We start from the raw sequence: 15,576 nt of genomic DNA on the forward strand, positions 1-15,576 counted from the left end.
AAGGTGGTGAGTGGTATGGACTTTGGTTTTTCACCGATTAAAAGTGCTGCCTCGGCACTAACTGCGGAAAGACTCAGAATGGATATTGTTTCTGATAATCTTGCCAATATTGATACAACGAGAACACCTACCGGTGGTCCCTATAGAAGAAGATTTGTGGTATTTGAACCTATTGTAGAAGAGAATGGTAGTGTGGATGGGGTAAGAGTTGCGGCAATTGTAGAAGATAATAGACCTCCTCGCATGGTATATGATCCCAATCATCCAGATGCCAATGCTCAGGGTTATGTTGCTTATCCGAGAATCGATTTTGCTACAGAGATTGTCGACCTTATGGCAGCTCAGAGGGCATATGAGGCTAATACGACAACAATTAGTATTGCAAGGAATATGTATTTGAAAACACTAGAAATAGGTAGGTGATGTATGTGATTGATAAAGTGGGGGGTATTGGTGGAGCTTCTGGTATAACGGGAATTACCAAAACAACGAAGAAGACTCTTCCCGGGGCAAAGGATTTTGCCAAAATACTTGATGAACTTCAGCAGTTTGAGGAGCAGACGAATAGCGTTATGAAGGAAGTGGCTGCAGGTAACTTGGATAAATTACCCGATGCCATTACCATGGCTTCTCAACTCGATTTGGCGGTTCAGATGATTATACAGGTTAGGAATAGATTGATGGAGGGTTTTCAAGAGTTCATGAGAATAGCAATGTAAGGTGATATGACGTGAAAAACTTTATTGAGAGACTCAAAGATATCCAAGTAGTTAAAGATTTTCTGGAGTTTTGGAATTCTCTTGATAGTGCAAGAAGAAAACAAATTGTTGCTGTGTTTGTTATTATCTTTTTGCTTTTAGGAGGATTACTATTTTGGGTTAGTCGTCCTAATTATCAAATATTGTATACTGATTTATCACCTGATACGGCTGCATCTATCACGGCATATCTTGATCAGAAAAATATTCCCTACAAACTGGTGGATGGAGGCCGGACGATTTTAGTTCCAGATAAGTATGTAGACAAATTACGTATTGAGCTAGCAGCACAAGGTATTAGCGGCAAGTTTGGTGATGAATACTCTATATTTGATAAAACTAGAGCAATGTTTTTGTCTCAGGAGCAAGAGCGTATATTTGAACAACGAGTGCTTGAGCAAAAGCTTACTAATATTATCAAGCAGCTCAACAATGTGAAGGATGCTAGGGTATCCATCGTTTTACCTTCAAAAAATATTTTTGCCGAACAGGTTACATCTACCGCTAAGGCATCGGTTATAGTAGAGCCTAAATATGGAGCGAGGCTAACAGATGAAGAGGTTCGAGCAATAGTTAATCTTGTTGCCGGTGCTGTTGATGGGCTTACTCCTGATCAGATAACGGTTGCTGATACTAGTGGTAGAGTTCTTTGGTATCCTAAGATGTATAACAGCGGTATGTCTTTTGATGCTATAGATTATAAATTCCAGATTGAACAGCGACTTGCTTTTTCCATAGAAACTGCATTAAAGGAGCATTTTATTAGTATTGGTATAGATCCATCTTTGTTTGATGTGAGAGTATCTGTTAATGTTGATGTGTCTAAGGTGAAGAAGGTGTCAGAAGATTATGGTGACACCTCAACCTTATCACTTAGTGAGAAGCATGAGAGAGAAGTTAATGGTAATCAGGGAGGAGTTGTTGGTACTGCTGGTAATGTTGCTGGTACTGGTCCAACTTATCCATATGGTACAGGGCAAACTTCTTCTCGTACTTATGATGAAAAAACGGTAAATTACGAGGTGGATAAAACTGTTACAACCTTTGAAGATAATGGGGGACATGTCAAAGATGTTAGTGTTAGTGTTATCTTTGATTCTGATACCTTGAAGAACTTGAAATGGTCTGCTCAAAAGATAGAGGATATTGTTAAAGCTTATATTCAAGGACTTGGTATTGATACTGATGGTGAACATGTTGTTGTAGTTCCTGCTCCCGTTAAGCAACTTAGAGAAGCTTCTGCCCCGAAAGGATTCGATTGGAAAACATTTTTGTTGACTTCTGGAGTACCAATTGGATTATTCCTTTTAACAACGCTGCTGGCTTTTGCATTCCTTGTTATGGGTAAGTCCAGAAAGGAGCCGTTGCCAGAACCACAGGCTATTATTGAAGAACTTCTCAAAGAGAGAGGTCTTATCGAAGAAGAGGAGTTGTCGCCGGAGGAGCAGCGTGAACGTGAAATTATTGATCGTATCCGAGAAATCATTGCATCACAGCCTGAACGTGTGGCGGCTCTTGTTAAGATATGGCTTGAGGAGGAGGTTTAACTGTGCCTGGTCGTGGTAAGGAAATGAAATACAATAAAGCGGCTGTTTTGATGGTGATACTAGGTAAAGATTGGGCAGCCAAAGTTATGAAGTATTTACCTGAACAGGATGCGGAGCTATTGGCTATAGAAATTGCCAAAATCAAAGAAATACCTAAATCTGTGAGACAGAAAGTCATAGAAGAGTTTTATACCCTTCTTATGGCTAAAGAGTATATTGGTAAAGGCGGTTTGGAATATGCGAAGGAAGTTTTAGAAAAAGCATATGGTCCACAGAAAGCCGAAGAGATATTTAAAAAGCTTGTTGGGGCTATGCAAGTTGTACCTTTTGAATTTCTTAGAAAACTTGATCCTCAACAGGTAGCCAACCTTATTCAAAATGAGCATCCCCAGACTATTGCATTGCTTCTTAACTATTTAACTCCTCAACAGGCTACCGCTGTATTTCTTAGCTTGCCTCCTGAACTGGCTCAAGAGGTGGCTTATCGTATGGCTGTTATTGATAGAACATCGCCTGAAGTTATTCGCACCATAGAAGAGGAGCTTAAGCGTAGATTCTCTGCCTTCTCTGCTGGGCAAGATATGACTAAGGTTGATGGTATTGCCACGCTTGTACAAATTCTTAACTCTGTTGACCAGCAGACCCAACAGGCTGTCTTGGAATATTTGGATAGTATCAATCCTGCTTTAGCTGAAGAAGTTAGAAAACAGATGTTCGTTTTTGAAGATATTGTTCTTCTTGACGATAGATCCATTCAAAGGGTTCTTAGAGAAGTTGATGCTAGAGACCTTGCTATAGCACTGAAGGGTGCTAGTGATGCAGTAAAAGAAAAAATATTTAAAAATATGTCACAACGTGCAAGACAGATGCTTCAGGAAGAAATGGAGTATATGGGGCCTGTACGTGTAAAACAAATAGAAGAAGCCCAGCAGAAGATTATTGCTATTATCCGTAGACTCGAAGAGGCAGGGGAAATTGTTATTGTGCGTGGCGGCGAAGATGTTGTTATGTAAAGTGGTGATCTCCGTTGCCAAAGGATAAAAAGTCTGGTATAGAGTCTTTAAAGAGGGTTGCCGTATATCGTAAAGGCGACAAGATTGTTGTAGGGGAATATACGCCTAAGTCAAGCGAAGAAACGGGCCATGATCCTGTAAAGGAGCAAGTGGAACAATATACTCAAAAAATAAGGGAATATTATGAGGGTATATTGGAGAGCGTAAAAGAAAGGGCCTATAAGGAGGCTTATGAAAATGGATACACCGATGGCTATAACAAGGCTTATATCGATGCTGGTGAAAAGGTAAAAGCGACACTAGATGAGTATATAGCCCAGATAGAGATGATACATACTGAAATATCGCGTCTCAGAGATGAGCTTCAGCAAATAAATGTTTCTATTAAACGGGAAATAGAGAATATCTATTCCGATATGGAGAGACAGCTTCTTATGATGTTGCCAGAGGTTATTGCAGAAATTACCAAGGCTATTTCTGGTAAGGCATTGGATGTAGATAATGAGTTTTTGGAAGGATATGTTAAACAGGCTATTTCTAAACTTAAAGGTTCAGAGGTGATAGAGTTAAGGGTTCCTTCCCATCTTTATGAGAAAGTATCTAAAATAGCTGATAAGATCATGGAGACGGATATTAATATTAGAAAGATAGTTGTTAATGAAGATCCTCATGTAGATGTCGGGGTTATTGCTGATTCACAGCTAGGGTTAGTTGATGCTCGTTTGTCTTCTGCTATAGACAATCTTAGAGAGCTTATAAAGGAAGTGATGGGGTACTATGCTCAAACAAGCATTGGAGGATCTCAAAAAAAAGGTTAGTGAATTTTCCCCATTTTCCTCATATGGGAAGGTTATTGATGTTGTTGGTCTATCCATAGAGGCCTATACTCCAGGTGCTTTTGTCGGTGAATTGTGCGAAATTATTACCCCTTCTGGTAATAGCATATGGGCTGAGGTTGTAGGTTTCAAAGAGGGAAAAACTATTCTCATGCCTATTGGTGATCTTATTGGGGTAGGGCCTGGTAGCCTTGTTCGTACAACTGGTAAGCCTGTTTCTGTGAAGGTTAGTGATGCACTTCTTGGTAGAGTTGTTGATGGATTAGGAAGACCTCTTGATGAGTATGGAGAAATATATGGCGAAACCAGACTCATATATGCTTATCCCCCTCATCCGTTAAAGCGTAAGCCCATTGAAGAACCTCTTGAAACGGGAGTAAGGGCTATAGATGGGCTTATTACTATAGGTAAAGGGCAGAGAATAGGACTATTTGCTGGCTCAGGTGTTGGCAAGAGTACGCTAATGGGTATGATTGCAAGAAACTCACTTGCAGAGGTTAATGTTATAGCGTTAATAGGAGAGCGTGGAAGAGAAGTCAAAGACTTTATATACAAATCTCTTGGAGAGGAAGGATTAAAGAAGAGTGTTCTTGTGGTTGCTACATCTGACCAGCCGGCAGTTGTTAGAGTAAGAGCTGCATTTACTGCATTTACTATTGCTGAATATTTTCGTGATAAGGGTGAAGATGTTCTTCTCATGATGGATTCCGTGACACGTTTTGCTATGGCTCAGCGTGAGATCGGCCTTTCGGCTGGCGAACCACCTACAACTAGGGGATATACTCCTTCTGTCTTTGGGCTTTTGCCTCGCCTTCTTGAACGAGGTGGTGCCAGTGAACGTGGTAGTATCACGGTTATTTCTACGGTCCTTGTAGAAGGTGATGACATGAATGAACCAGTCGCGGATACAGTTCGTTCCATTATAGATGGTCATATAGTGCTTTCCAGGAAGCTAGCACACCGTTCTCATTACCCCGCAATAGATGTACTTCAAAGTGTGTCTCGTGTTATGCCAGATGTCGTTACGAGGGAGCATATGGAGCTTGCTATGAAAATAAGAGAGATTTTAGCAATATATCGAGATGCTGAAGACCTTATCAATATCGGGGCCTACTCAATGGGTACAAATCCGAAAATAGATTATGCTCTGAATAAAATAGACCAGATTAACGAATTTTTAAGACAAGATATTTATGAAAAGACATCGCTTCCGGAAACGATTGAATGGATGAAGAGGATACTTAGCGATGAAGAGGTTTAGATTTGCCCGTATAAAAAGAATTAGAGAAGTTGAGGAGAAGCTAGCTGAAGAGGCTTTTTCAGAGGCTGCCGCTCGTGTAAGAGAGTTAGCTGTTAAATCTAAGGAATACACAGGTGTCTATAAGGATTATCGTCAACGTTTTCAAAGGGGAGAAATAGATTGGGTTGAGCTTGCTAACCTGGTAAAGCGTATTGAAAAGGCGAAAAAAGACCTCATAGAGGCTTATAATAATTTACAGGAGAAGCGACAGGAACTTCTCCAAGCTAATGTTCGTTTAAAAATGATGGAGAAACTGGAAGAAATGTGGAAAGAGCAGGTATTTATTGAGGAAATGCAAAGTCTCCAAGAGGTTTTGGATGACTTTGCTTCCTATAAAAGCTATCTGAAAAAATCATAAAGGAAAGGAGGTGAAAAAGTGGAGATAGGGCAGCTACTCATGATTTTAGGCCAATCATTGGGCAATGCGCAAGGTGGTGAAAAAACAGGTGCCTCGATTGATAAAGATGTATTTGCTAAATTACTAACTGAGCTAATGAAAGAAGATTTTTCTTCACTTGCGGATTTGATAGGCAAATTAGCTGAACAAAAGCAGTTTTCTAAAGAAAGTGATATTCTAGATGATCTTGTGAAGAAGATAGAAGAAATGCAGAAAAAGTCCCATAAAGGTAAACAAACAAATTTTTTGGCATCTGCTATTCTTAAGGATATTGCGTTATTGTTTTCGACAGATCCTGAGCTCGTTCAAGCAATTGCAACTATACATATGAACCAAAAAGAAATCCAAAGCGAAAATACTGTTTCTAACGTTGAAAATGTAAAACACACTGGTGAAGGTATTTATACCGATATCCATGCAAGCGATACGAAAATTTCTAAGGATGGAACGGTAGAAAATGTAGAGGATCATTCAAATGTTTTAGTAGTGAATGCAAAGAAATCTGAAGGGGAAAAATCAATTGACATTTCAGCTAAGAACGACAAACACGCTATGTTGGGGCATGAAAAGCATGTAAGGACCTTATTCGCAGATAAAGCTATCAATAATGTTCCCAGCAAGGTTGAGGAAAGAGTTAAGAGTAGGTTAGTAGATGTCGAAGAAAGCCATCAGGATACTGGTAAAGATGCAAAAGGTATTAAAGTGACTGGTAAAGTTATTGAAAACAAGATAACAAAAGACCATAATAATGGCCAAAGTACATTTCCAAATAGTTCGAGTATACATGCGTTTTCTACCAATAAGTCTCATACCAAGACAACGCAAGTAGCTTACCACTCTAAAAACCATGCTGAAGATGGTATATTTCATGAAGTGCATCAGACTAACCAGGTTATTGCCTATGTAAGTGATAATTTTAAGGTAAAGCAGTTACATCAAAGTGTTATTAGCAGCAAGATTCAAGGTGTAAAGATACCTCAAGTTAGTAGTAGAGGTAAGTATGTTATTACTGATCCTATTGAGATTGTTCCTATTACTGCAGATGAATGGGAAAATACAAAGAAAGATATTGTTGCGGATAAAGAGTTTGCCAAAGTAACAATCGAGCACTTCTTGAAGTTGTCTAATAAGAATAGTGAGAATAAAGAACAAGTGGGAACTTCACCTAAGGGGATTGGTGTATCTAAAGGAATCACCACTGCAGTGCATGTAGATATGCATGATGCTAAAGTTGATATGGGGAGTAATTCGAATACCAAGCTATCTGTAAACTTTACTGGCATTAAAAACTCTCTGTTGAGGGATATGCAAGATGGTGAAATAGTTAAGACAGATAATATACCTGAGCATCAAATGGATACCGGGCAAAAGGTCTCAAATGATAAACATGTTAAGGAGGAAAAGATAAGTCATACTGATGAAATCAACTATCACAAGCATGTGGCGACTGATGTGAGCAAGCTATCTGTTAGTGACAATCAAGATAAACAGTTATCTCAGGAAAATCGGATACCTCTTAAAACTTTAAATAATTTGGTCAGAACAGTAGAAATTATGAAGAGTAAGCATAAGTATCCTACATATATGGCTGTTAAGATCGATGATAGTATTGTGAGAATGAAATTATCATTTGATGTGGAAAAAGGGGAGTTTTTACTGGAAATGATGTCAGATAAAGATATGGCCAAGACATTGCATTTGCAGAAACATGTGCTTATTAACGCACTAATAGAGAAAGATATACATGTAAGAGATGTCAAGGTATATGTAACTAATCAGTCGTCTATGATGGGGTTAAGACAGGATGCTCGTCATATGAATTGGTCGTTTATGGGGCATAACGGGACATGGCACAGTTATAAGCAGCAACATGAGTATGTAAGTTGGATTAGAGATATTTATAGTAATGCTTACAATGTCCCTGTTATGTCGAATACGGAGTATAAGGCACCTTCTAGTGCTAACAAAGGTGCAGGTATTAATATTTATGCATAAGGGGGGAGGCATATGCCCTCTGTAGATTCTGTCAATAATCCAATAAAAGCAGGTTTCACAGAAGATGTAACACATAAAGACAGTTGGTCTAATATTGGTCTAGGCAAAGATGATTTTTTAAGGCTCCTTATAGCTAATATTAAATATCAAGATCCTCTATCACCAATGGATAGCGATAAGATGTTGGAGCAATTTACACAGCTTACTTTGATAGAGAAAATCATAGAGGTGAGTGAGAAGCTAGATGATATTAAGAAGGTACTAGAAAGCATAAATGAGGCTGTTGGAGGGAAGCCTACAGATGCATCTTCGAATGCAACAGTTAATCCAACAAGTGCGTATAATATATATAAGAAAACACAAGATATCTCTGGTGGTGCCGTATGATAGGTCGATATAAACAAATACAAAATCTTGGAGGACCAGAATCAACTAGATTAAATATTTCTCGTGCGCAAAAACAGGAGCAGAGAGTATCTGTTGGTTTATCTCCTTTTATGCAGGAGCTTGCTTCTTCTATGGGTATTAAATTTTCCAAACATGCACTTGATAGGATTAGATTCAGAAAAATTGATTTTACCCAAGATCATCTTTTAAGATTGGCTGATGGTATCACCAAATTAAGAAATAAGGGGGTGAAAGAGGGTGTAGTCGTTATGGATGATCTTATAGCGGTTGTGGGTGTTAAAGATGGAACTGTTATTACGGTGAAAACCCCACCGTTTAAAAAAGATGCTGTTTTTTCCCAGATTGATGGGGTAGTGTTTGTATAATTCGCGCGACGGTGGTTTGAGATATTGCCTGGGTAGCTGGACCGCACTGGCGGAGGCTCCCAGGCGCTTTAAAAAGCGCCAAAGGGAGGTGTTTGTGTATGTTGAGATCTTTCTTCACTGCCATTTCTGGCCTTAAGGCCCACAATACTCGTATTGATGTTATTTCAAACAATATTGCCAATGCTAATACTGTGGGCTATAAATCTGCTAAGGCCACTTTTAGAGATGTTTTGTATCTCATGAATCGTGCAGCAAGGGCACCATATGCAGGTAGAGGAGGCACTAATCCTTCGCAGATAGGTTTAGGTGTTCAGGTGTCTAATATCAATAATATTATGACTCAGGGAGCTATCCAAAAAACTGGTAGAATTACCGATCTTGCCATTCAGGGCGGAGGTTTCTTTGTTTTGTCTGATGGTCAGAGATATTTTTATACCCGTGATGGTAGTTTTGACATAGATACTAATGGTGCTCTTGTTAGTTCTGCTACTGGTCTTAAAGTTCAAGGCTGGAGTATTTCTCCTACTGCTAAGGTAAATGTCCATGGTTCAATTGATACATCTACGACAACACAAACCTTAATTCGTGTCTATGATGAATTAGGACAGGAACATGTGCTTACTGTAAAATTCGACTCCACTACCAATGGTGTCATTGCTACTATTTACGACGGAGTTAATGCTTCTGCTCCTGTGGTTTTAAGCAACCATATTATTACGTTTGATGCATCGACCAATAGAGTTATTGGAGGACAGATAGCGAGTTTGAGATGGCATGGGCAGAATATTAGTATAGATTTCAATAATTTACAAAGTGCATCTGTAACAGCGATTTTTGCAGATCCTGATATTACTCCAGATGCTGGTAAAGTTGGTGATATCGTTATTCCTCAAGATATGAGTATGGCGCCTACTCCTACATCTTCTATATCTTTCAGCGGTAACCTTGATGCTGCTGCAACCGCCTCTGATAATATCACATTCAGTGTTAGTGGTATTATAGATTCTCTTGGAAGAGAACATGCCATGGTTGTTACAATGACACCTAAAGATGGAAGCGCTAACACATGGATTGCCACAGTTAGTATTGGATCTAAAGTGTGGAAATTCGGTGTAACTTTTACCAATGATGGTAGGTTTGAGAGTGTTTATTACAACACAGCCGATCCAGCTGGTGATCCTTTTGATCCTGCAAACTCTGCAACAACTTCAGAGCCTACAATACCAATAGATCCTAATGATCCACTACTTTCTGAATTTGCCGGAGCTAATCCTATGGATATTAGGTTGACATTTAATGCTTTAACTCAATATGCGTCACAGTCTACTGTTTCAGGTTCTGCAGATGGTGTTAAAGAGGGGAAACTTGAAAGTTTCTTTATTACCCCAGATGGGCAAGTCGTTGGTACATTTACCAACGGGCTTGTTAAACCATTAGCACAGATAGCCTTAGCTTCTTTCTCTAACCCTGCAGGTTTGCAGAGGGAAGGATCTAACTTGTGGTCTGATTCTGCAAATAGTGGCTTTGAAGGCTTTAAAACAGCTGATGACCTTGGGTCAGAGGTTATCTCCGGAGCTTTGGAGATGTCTAATGTAGATCTAGCAGAAGAATTTACAGATCTTATTATTACCCAGAGAGGTTTCCAGGCCAATAGTAGAGTGATAACAACGGCGGATGAAATCACATTAGAGATACTGAATATTAAGAGATAGTAGCCGATATAAGTAAGGGAAGGGGTTATGCTCCTTCCCTTACACTTTTACATTGGGGGTGGTAACGTGATAAAACTGCATAGGCTTAATGGAACTGTGTTTTACCTTAATCCTGAGCACATTGAACTTATTGAAGAAACCCCCAATACCGTTGTTACATTGACAAATGGTCATAAGTATGTAGTTAAGGAGTCCATAGATGAAATAATAGAACTTATAGTAGAATTTAAAGGGAGATTTCTTATTCGGAGACAGCATGGGGTAGAGGAGGTTAGTGACTAATGGATATAGCACTACTTGCGGGTTTGGGTTTAGCGACTATATTAGTTATATCAGGTATGCTTGGTGGTGTGCCAATTTCTACATTTATTAGTTTGCCTTCTGCTTTACTTACCATTGGTGGTTCACTGGGTGCAACGATTGCCTCCTTACCTTTAAAGACGATAACAGGTATTGGTGGTGTTATTAGTGCTGCTCTAAAAGGGGTTACACTAGATCCTGTTCAACTTGTTACGACGCTGGTAAACCTTGCATACAGGGCAAGAAAAGAAGGACTCTTGTCTTTGGAGGAAGCTATACAAGAAATAGAAGATGACTTCCTAAAGAGAGGGGTTCAGCTTGTTGTAGACGGTGTTGATCCTGAGTCTGTTAGGGGGATTTTAGAAGCAGATATTGAAGCCATGCAAGCCAGGCATGCAATGTATAAAAAGGTTTTTGACTATTGGGGTGAATTGGCACCTGCTTATGGTATGATAGGTACCATTGTTGGTTTGATTAAAATGCTTAAACAGCTTGATGATCCGTCCACCATTGGTCCGTCCATGGCTCTAGCTCTGATTACAACATTGTATGGTTCTATGGTGGCAAATATGTTCATGCTGCCCATAGGTAAAAAGTTGGCTGCAAACGACGAGATAGAGGCTGCTATTAGGCAGATGGTTGTTGAAGGGCTCTTAGCTATACAGGCAGGAGAGAATCCTCGAGTTTTAGAAGAAAGGCTCAAATCGTTTCTTTCTCCAGCAGATCGTAAGGCTGTTGAAGAAGCATTGTCTGGTGGAGGAGGCGGACAGTAAGTGGCAAAAAATAAATGTAAATGTGAAGAAGGTGGAGGGGCACCATTATGGTGTTTGAGTTATGGTGACCTTGTTACTAATACTCTTGTTTTCTTCATTTTGCTATATGCGTTTTCGACAATTAATCCTGTGAAGTTTGAGCAGATAGCATTTTCCTTTATTATTACATTTGGTGGAAGTTTAGGAGTTTTACCGGCTAATCCTATTTTTACCCCACCTATGCCCGTACCTCCGGATGTTATTCAAGTTGGTCCTATGACAGTTATGCAGACTTATGCTAATGCCGAAGGAGCTGCCAAAGAGATACAAAAAGCCGTAGAAGAGGCTCTTAAGGAAAAACTCTCAAAGATGGGAAAAGAGGAACAAAAAATATTATCTGAACTTGCCAAACAGCCTGTTGAGGTTAAGACGGCTAGTGGAGAAATTACTTTAATTTTGCAGGGTGATATTTTCTTCGATTTGGGAAAGGCTACAATAAAACCGGAAATGAAAGCAGCCTTGAAAAAACTCGTTCCAGTATTGGCAAATGCCAACGGAGAGATATGTATTACGGGACATACCGATAATATTCCTATTCATACACCCCAGTTTCCATCAAACTGGGAGCTAGGTGCTGCCCGTGCTTTAGCTGTTTTGCATTTCTTTGAAAAGGAGGGAATTAATCCCGCCAAAATGTGTGCTGCTACATATGGCGAGTATAGACCACGTTATCCTAATGATACGCCAGAACATAGAGCACTTAACAGGAGAGTTGAGATAAATATTAAGATACCAGAGACACCATCGTTAACAGGTACCTCTACTGCTTCGTCTAAGGGGGGACAGAAATGAAGAAATTGCTACCAATATTGATACCTATTATTGCAGCGATTTTGGGTATTGCTATAGGAGGATTTGTAATTGGTCCTATGCTTATTCCTAAACCTCCTACAGTTGAGCCACAAGAAGGAGTATTATATTCTTTGGGAAAGATGCAAATTAATCTAGATGAAATGTCATATATTGTTATTATGTCACCTGTTTTAGAGTTTAGAGATCAGAAAACACTGGATGAGATCATGAAAAAGGATCCAAACTTGTCTGAGATAAAAAATATTATTATTCGAACTTTAGCTAAGTTCAAGCCAGAAGATTTTGTAGGGGATAGAAGAAGAGCAACTATGGCAGCTGTTGTGGAAGCTATTAATAACTTTTATGGAGATAAGGTTGTATTAAGGATATTTGTTACGGAACTACTTATATCTAAACTTCCACAGTAAAGGAGGGTGGGGATGTGAAAAAGCTACTTGTACCGATACTTATTGCAATAGTTGCTATTGCCGTCGGTTTAGCTATAGGTGTATTTTTCATAGGTCCGAAAATGGCTCCCAAAGCCGAGGATAAAACGCAGGAATCGACCAAGGATGAATCTGTACTATATGATATGCCTAAAATGACCATAAATCTATCTGATTATTCGTGGATAGTGCAGATAAAGTTGACATTGAAATTTAAGGATCAAAAAACTCTTGATGAGATAACAGCCAAAGATCCTGACATGGCAGCTATAAAGGATATAATCATAAGTGTTATTAGTAGAAAGAAACCGGGTGATTTCACATCGGAAGGCATGGATCAGATAATGAATGAGATAAAAGAAGCTATCAATGATTTTTATGGAAAGACCGTTGTCGTAGATGTGTTTTATACAGAAAAACTAATAACAAAATTACCCATGTAGGGGGAATTGATATTGGTGCCAGATATTCTCAGTCAGGAAGAAATTGATGCCTTGCTTGCTGCTCTTGAAACCGGTGAGGTTAAAATTGAAGAAGAGACAAAAAAGCAAGATGTAAAGATATATGATTTTCGCCGTCCTGATAAGTTGTCTAAAGATCAGCTTAGAACAATTCAAATGATATTTGAGAACTTTACCCGTTCTGCCGTTACCGGTCTTTCAGGTTATTTGCGTACAGCTATAGAAATTAATCTTGTGTCTGTAGATCAGGTCACATATCAAGAGTATATTCGTTCGTTAACAGAACCAACATTTATGGTTATAGAAGATGTCAGTGAGTCGGCTAACATCATTCTTGAAATGTCTTTACCTCTTGTTTTCATTATTATTGATAAACTTCTTGGTGGTCCAGGAAAGCCGATATCTAATCTTAGAGGTCTGACAACTCTGGAAGAGAAACTTATGCAGCGTATTGTTGATATTATTAACTCTTCTTTATCAGAAGCTTGGCAACCCGTTGCCAATTGGAATTTTCAAGCTGTAAGACTTGAATATTCTCCGAGTTTTGTTCAGCTTGTTCCTCCAAGTGATATTACAGCTGTCACGACTATGGAGGTAAAAATGCAGGAAATGACGGGAATAATGACTGTGGCTATTCCTTATGTTGTCTTAGAGCCTTATGTTCAAAAACTCTCTGCTCAGATGTGGTTTACCAGTATTAGGAAGATTAAGCGTGATAAGAAAAAGGTACTTAATACAATTAAAGACGTTATGTTTGATGTTGCAGCTGTTATTGGGGAAACTGACATTCCCATTAATGATTTACTGCTTCTAGAGGTTGGGGATGTTATAATTTTAGATAGAAAAGTTAACGAACCTATTGATGTAGAGGTTGAAGGCCATAAGCTATATAAGGCCATACCTGGCACCGTAGGCAGAACAAGGGCTGTTAAGGTTGTTAGTTATAGAGAGGATAAGAGCATAGAGGAGTCTATGCGAGAATTAGGATTGGATATTAATACTCTAGATATATTAGCCGAAGAGTCTGAAGAGACTAAGGATACGGGCGAAGAAGAAAAAGAAGGGGGTAAAGAATAGTGCCAACAAGGGAAGAAGTATGGAAACCCCTAATTGATTCACTTGCTGATGTTTTACAAGGAGTTCTTGGAAAGTCGGTCACAATGAATTTGGGAGAAGAGGTAGAGCCTTCTGCTATTGAAAGTGACCTTGGCAAGGTGTTTTACGCGTCTTATAACCTGTCAGGAGATTTATCTGGTAGTGCTGCTATTGTTTTGAGGGGAGAAGATGCCCTTAATATAGCTAATCTTATGCTTCAGGTTTTTGGTATGATGGCAGCTACCCTTGAAGATGATATGGTGGTTAGTACTCTTGCCGAGCTTGCCAATCAAATGATTAGTGCCTTTACCAATACAATGGCTGGAACATACGGCAAAACGTCTGATATAGAGCCTGTAGATAATCAAATACTATCTGTTGATGAAATTCCCGATAACCTTAAATATTTTGCCATATCCACTGAAATTGAAGGTATTGGAAATACTACAATGTATATTGGTCTTAGCCCTGAGGTAGTGGATATCATTGAAAGCTTTGCCAGTGCTCCTCAATCCGAGGAGCCAGTGCCTGAATCCACCGTTTCAGGAGAAGCTACAAGTTCCACGTCTCCTCCTGCGGGCAGTTCTGTTGGTCCAACAGATTTTGTAAGTGGTAAAATTGCTCGAGGTACAGAAGATGTGCAGGAAGTTGATTTTGCTCCTCTTCAACCAGCAGATAGTGTAAAGCCTTACCCTGAGAACTTAGAGCTTTTACTTGATGTGAATGTTACGATTTCAGTAGAAATTGGTCGTACAAAGATGACTTTAAGAGAGCTATTGTCATTGGGTGAAGGGTCTATTATCCAGCTTGATAAACTTGCAGGTGAACCTATGAATGTACTTGTTAATGGTAAAGTGATAGCCCGTGGTGAAGTTGTCGTTATAGATGAGTCATTTGGTGTTAGAATATTAGAGATAGTAGATAAAAGAGAGAGATTAATGAATGTGTAAATTTATAGGAGGTGTTGGCCGTGGGTAAAAAGGTGCTTATTGTAGATGATGCGGCTTTTATGAGAATGATGATTAAAAACATTCTTACCAAGAATGGTTTTGAAGTTGTCGGTGAAGCATCTAATGGTGCTGAAGCCGTTGAGCTGTATAAAAAACTTAAACCAGATCTAGTAACAATGGATATTACCATGCCAGAAATGGATGGTATAGAGGCACTTAAGAAGATAAAAGAGATTGATCCCAATGCCAAGGTTATTATGGTTAGTGCTATGGGGCAGCAGCAACTTGTTATCGAGGCTATTCAGGCAGGTGCTAAAGATTTTATTGTCAAGCCATTCCAGCCTGATAGATTACTCGAAGCTGTCAATAAAGCGCTATCTTCATGATAG

The 15,576-nt window shown here is 39.2% G+C and carries 19 protein-coding genes; all 19 read left to right on the plus strand.

Annotation, left to right across the window (positions count from 1 at the left end; translation table 11 throughout):
• Positions 1-15: 15 nt before the first annotated feature.
• The 19 genes from flgC (at position 16) to GM182_RS03515 (ending at position 15,573) form a co-directional block, all read left to right on the plus strand.
• Positions 16-423 (plus strand): flagellar basal body rod protein FlgC, encoded by a 408-nt coding sequence (gene flgC / locus GM182_RS03425; RefSeq protein ID WP_449187191.1) that lies wholly within the window; start codon positions 16-18, stop codon positions 421-423.
• 5 nt (positions 424-428) lie between these two features.
• The gene (gene fliE, locus GM182_RS03430; protein ID WP_449187192.1) at positions 429-719 is read left to right on the plus strand and encodes a flagellar hook-basal body complex protein FliE; all 291 of its coding nucleotides are present in this window, start codon (positions 429-431) and stop codon (positions 717-719) included.
• 11 nt (positions 720-730) lie between these two features.
• On the plus strand, positions 731-2,305 hold the full coding sequence (gene fliF, locus GM182_RS03435; RefSeq protein WP_449187193.1) for a flagellar basal-body MS-ring/collar protein FliF: 1,575 nt from the start codon (positions 731-733) through the stop codon (positions 2,303-2,305).
• A gap of 2 nt (positions 2,306-2,307) precedes the next feature.
• Positions 2,308-3,318 (plus strand): flagellar motor switch protein FliG, encoded by a 1,011-nt coding sequence (gene fliG / locus GM182_RS03440; protein ID WP_449187194.1) that lies wholly within the window; start codon positions 2,308-2,310, stop codon positions 3,316-3,318.
• Positions 3,319-3,332: 14 nt separating this feature from the next.
• The gene (locus tag GM182_RS03445) at positions 3,333-4,136 is read left to right on the plus strand and encodes a FliH/SctL family protein (RefSeq protein ID WP_449187195.1); all 804 of its coding nucleotides are present in this window, start codon (positions 3,333-3,335) and stop codon (positions 4,134-4,136) included.
• Entirely contained in the window at positions 4,096-5,415 is a 1,320-nt protein-coding gene (gene fliI / locus GM182_RS03450) for a flagellar protein export ATPase FliI (protein ID WP_449187196.1), read from the plus strand. The genes GM182_RS03445 and fliI overlap by 41 nt, the downstream gene beginning before the upstream one ends.
• Positions 5,402-5,812 carry a flagellar export protein FliJ gene (locus GM182_RS03455; protein WP_449187197.1) on the plus strand — a complete coding sequence of 137 codons (411 nt, stop codon included), beginning with the start codon at positions 5,402-5,404 and terminating at the stop codon, positions 5,810-5,812. Before fliI ends, GM182_RS03455 begins: the two co-directional genes overlap by 14 nt.
• Positions 5,813-5,830: 18 nt before the next feature.
• Complete coding sequence (locus GM182_RS03460) at positions 5,831-7,846, plus strand: hypothetical protein (RefSeq protein WP_449187198.1); 2,016 nt, start codon at positions 5,831-5,833, stop codon at positions 7,844-7,846.
• Positions 7,847-7,858: 12 nt separating this feature from the next.
• Entirely contained in the window at positions 7,859-8,233 is a 375-nt protein-coding gene (locus GM182_RS03465; protein ID WP_449187199.1) for a flagellar hook capping FlgD N-terminal domain-containing protein, read from the plus strand.
• Positions 8,230-8,619: a flagellar hook associated protein gene (locus GM182_RS03470; RefSeq protein ID WP_449187200.1), complete on the plus strand. Its 390-nt coding sequence runs from the start codon at positions 8,230-8,232 to the stop codon at positions 8,617-8,619. Before GM182_RS03465 ends, GM182_RS03470 begins: the two co-directional genes overlap by 4 nt.
• Before the next feature lie 98 nt (positions 8,620-8,717).
• Positions 8,718-10,331 (plus strand): flagellar hook protein FlgE, encoded by a 1,614-nt coding sequence (locus tag GM182_RS03475; RefSeq protein ID WP_449187201.1) that lies wholly within the window; start codon positions 8,718-8,720, stop codon positions 10,329-10,331.
• A 66-nt stretch (positions 10,332-10,397) separates the two neighbouring features.
• Positions 10,398-10,613, plus strand: coding sequence for a flagellar FlbD family protein (locus GM182_RS03480; RefSeq protein ID WP_449187202.1), 216 nt, complete (start codon positions 10,398-10,400; stop codon positions 10,611-10,613).
• Positions 10,613-11,404: a motility protein A gene (locus GM182_RS03485; protein ID WP_449187203.1), complete on the plus strand. Its 792-nt coding sequence runs from the start codon at positions 10,613-10,615 to the stop codon at positions 11,402-11,404. The genes GM182_RS03480 and GM182_RS03485 overlap by 1 nt, the downstream gene beginning before the upstream one ends.
• Positions 11,405-12,235: an OmpA/MotB family protein gene (locus tag GM182_RS03490; protein ID WP_449187204.1), complete on the plus strand. Its 831-nt coding sequence runs from the start codon at positions 11,405-11,407 to the stop codon at positions 12,233-12,235.
• Positions 12,232-12,663, plus strand: coding sequence for a flagellar basal body-associated FliL family protein (locus GM182_RS03495; RefSeq protein ID WP_449187205.1), 432 nt, complete (start codon positions 12,232-12,234; stop codon positions 12,661-12,663). Before GM182_RS03490 ends, GM182_RS03495 begins: the two co-directional genes overlap by 4 nt.
• Before the next feature lie 14 nt (positions 12,664-12,677).
• Positions 12,678-13,124 carry a flagellar basal body-associated FliL family protein gene (locus GM182_RS03500; RefSeq protein WP_449187206.1) on the plus strand — a complete coding sequence of 149 codons (447 nt, stop codon included), beginning with the start codon at positions 12,678-12,680 and terminating at the stop codon, positions 13,122-13,124.
• A 15-nt stretch (positions 13,125-13,139) separates the two neighbouring features.
• On the plus strand, positions 13,140-14,219 hold the full coding sequence (fliM, locus tag GM182_RS03505; RefSeq protein ID WP_449187278.1) for a flagellar motor switch protein FliM: 1,080 nt from the start codon (positions 13,140-13,142) through the stop codon (positions 14,217-14,219).
• Complete coding sequence (gene fliN / locus GM182_RS03510; RefSeq protein ID WP_449187207.1) at positions 14,219-15,187, plus strand: flagellar motor switch protein FliN; 969 nt, start codon at positions 14,219-14,221, stop codon at positions 15,185-15,187. The genes fliM and fliN overlap by 1 nt, the downstream gene beginning before the upstream one ends.
• A gap of 20 nt (positions 15,188-15,207) precedes the next feature.
• Positions 15,208-15,573 carry a response regulator gene (locus GM182_RS03515; RefSeq protein WP_449187208.1) on the plus strand — a complete coding sequence of 122 codons (366 nt, stop codon included), beginning with the start codon at positions 15,208-15,210 and terminating at the stop codon, positions 15,571-15,573.
• Positions 15,574-15,576 lie beyond the last annotated feature (3 nt).

Origin of the sequence: Zhurongbacter thermophilus (genome assembly GCF_026184435.1) — a bacterium.
GTDB lineage: Bacteria > Coprothermobacterota > Coprothermobacteria > Coprothermobacterales > JAADFF01 > JAADFF01.